This is a genomic window from Kitasatospora sp. NPDC059803 (assembly GCF_042732255.1).
Classification (GTDB): domain Bacteria; phylum Actinomycetota; class Actinomycetes; order Streptomycetales; family Streptomycetaceae; genus Kitasatospora.
In genome coordinates this window covers 5,621-7,873 of sequence record NZ_JBHWIJ010000360.1, presented here as the reverse complement: position 1 = coordinate 7,873, position 2,253 = coordinate 5,621, and the positions used below count along the sequence as shown (strand labels likewise).

The window sequence follows — 2,253 nt, the reverse complement described above, 5'->3', positions numbered from 1 at the left end:
ATCGGGGTGGTTTTATTTGCTCCCGCGCTCATCTCCCCCCTCGCGCGCGGGGGTCTTGACGGGGCCCGGCGCCCCGCCTCACAAGCCCTGACGGCTGAACGAGCAGCTGTGTCAGCGAATGTTGTCCACGTCGACCAGGTCGACCCGGACGTTGTGACCGCCGAGGGCGCCGACGACGGTGCGCAGTGCGCGCGCCGTACGGCCACCCCGGCCGATCACCTTGCCGAGGTCATCGGGGTGCACTCGCACCTCGATGGTGTTGCCCCGACGCAGGTTGCGCGAGCGCACCTGCACGTCGTCGGGGTGCTCGACGATGCCCTTCACCAAGTGGTCGAGGGCGTCCTCGATCACGCTCAGGCCTCGGCGGCGGCGTCGGCCTCAGCCTCGACCTTGTCCGACTTCTTGGCCTTCGGGGTGATGGCAACACCGGTGGTGGCGTCCTCGAAGCCGGCGACGGCCTTCGCGAACAGGTGCGAGAAGTCCTCGACCTTGGGCTCGGCGACCAGCAGCGGCGCCGGGGCCGGGAGGCCCTTGAACTTCTGCCAGTCGCCGGTCAGCTTGAGGATGGCGAGCACGGGCTCGGTCGGCTGGGCGCCGACAGACAGCCAGTACTGGGCGCGGTCGGTGTCGACCTCGATCTTCGAGGGGTTGTAGGTCGGCTGGTAGATGCCGATCTCCTCGATCGCGCGGCCGTCACGCTTGGTGCGCGAGTCGGCGACGACGATGCGGTAGTGCGGGGAGCGAATCTTGCCGAGACGCTTGAGCTTGATCTTGACTGCCACGGGAGTGGATTCTCCTGGTGTCGACGTGGGTGAGCGGCCGCGCCGTCGCGTGGGGTTGCGCCGTGGGCCGTTCAAGGGACACGCCAGCCGTAGGAGAGAGGGGTCCTGCTCGGCTGCCGAGTACTCAGCTGTCCATTCTGCCATACCGGCGCGAACCGCCTTCGCTCGGCCATCCGCAGGACGCATCCCGGCTGCTTCTCAGCCGCACCCCGGCGCCGCGCGCCCGGCTGTCCGCGGGCCGCGCGAGACCCTCAGGGGGGCCGCCCCCCGACTGTCTCCGCAGGCCCGTTCACAAGGCGCGACCGGGAGCCCTCGCTCCCGGTCCGCCCACGAACTCACCGATGTACCGCTCGTTCCGGCCGGATCCGCTGCCCGCACAGCCGTCCGCCGGCCTTCCCCGTCTTCTGGTGTTCTGGCCTAGCCGATCTCCCGGTCTGACCGATCTCCCGGTCTGACCGATCTCCGGGCCCAACCGATCTCCCGGTCCAACGGTCTTCCGGTTCAGCGATCTCCCGGTCCAGCAGTCCTCCGCCGCACCGGTCGCCCGGCAGGACGGTCTTCCGCCACCCCGGTCATCCGACGCGCCGGTCGTCCGATCCGACGACCGCCCGGTCCTCCGGTGTCCCGGTGGACCGATCGGTCACGAGATCTTGAACGGCTGCTGGCACGCGCCGCAGACGATGGACGCCTGGGCGAGCACCGACGGCACGACCCGGACGTTCCGTCCGCAGCCGCACACCGCCTTGACCCGGACGCCGCCCCCGGAGGAACCGTGCCGGGCGGCCGGGCCGCGGAAGGCCCGCGTCGTACCGTCGCCGGCCACCGCCTCCTGGTGCGCGCCGAGGGCGCGGTCCAGTCGCTCGATGGTCTCCGCGTACCGCTCCTGGGTCTCCTTGAGCATGGTCACCTGGGAGAAGCCGCTGCTCGCGTGCGGTTCGACCGGGTGCGCCAGGCCGAGCTCGGAGGCGAGCAGCAGGAAGCGCCGGTTGTGGTAGCGGCCGGCTCGCGAGGTGTCCCGGATGTCCCGGGCCGCGGCCAGACCGTGGGCAGCCTCGTGGAGGAGCCGCTCGAAACCGAGCCGGGTGCCACAGGCCGAGGAGGATTCGCCGATCAGGGCCTCGGGCGAGGCCAGGTCGGGGAGGTCCTGGTGGTGGGCCTGGATGTCACTCCAGGCGGCGGCCAGTTCGGCCGCGAGGACGAGGGGCTGTGTCGTGCTCACGCTAGACCAACGATGGAGTGCGAGCCGATGTTCCGCATGTTCTCGTTCTTCGGGAATTCCCAGGGAACTCCCAGGAATGCATGGTCGCGCGCGAATTGCGCGTTCCGGATCTGATGCAAGACCGACCCCCTGCCGGGTTAGCGCGGGCGCCGCGCGGCGGGCGCGCGGCGCATCAGCCCCGGCCCGGGGGGGGGGCGCGGCCGCGCGGAGCCGGGGCGGCGGGGGCGGGGGGGGGGGAGGGGGGCGGGCGCG

At 71.5% G+C, this 2,253-nt stretch carries 3 protein-coding genes; all 3 read right to left on the bottom strand.

From position 1 onward, the window contains the following. Positions 1–111 precede the first annotated feature (111 nt). The 3 genes from ACFV6I_RS35270 to ACFV6I_RS35260 all read right to left on the bottom strand — a co-directional run bounded on the left by ACFV6I_RS35270 (position 112) and on the right by ACFV6I_RS35260 (position 2,001). Positions 112–351, bottom strand: coding sequence for an RNA-binding protein (locus ACFV6I_RS35270; protein WP_063347675.1), 240 nt, complete (start codon positions 349–351; stop codon positions 112–114). A 2-nt stretch (positions 352–353) separates the two neighbouring features. Beyond that, positions 354–782: a 30S ribosomal protein S16 gene (gene rpsP, locus ACFV6I_RS35265; RefSeq protein ID WP_063347676.1), complete on the bottom strand. Its 429-nt coding sequence runs from the start codon at positions 780–782 to the stop codon at positions 354–356. A 640-nt stretch (positions 783–1,422) separates the two neighbouring features. Then, complete coding sequence (locus tag ACFV6I_RS35260; protein WP_063347677.1) at positions 1,423–2,001, bottom strand: hypothetical protein; 579 nt, start codon at positions 1,999–2,001, stop codon at positions 1,423–1,425. Positions 2,002–2,253: the final 252 nt, after the last annotated feature.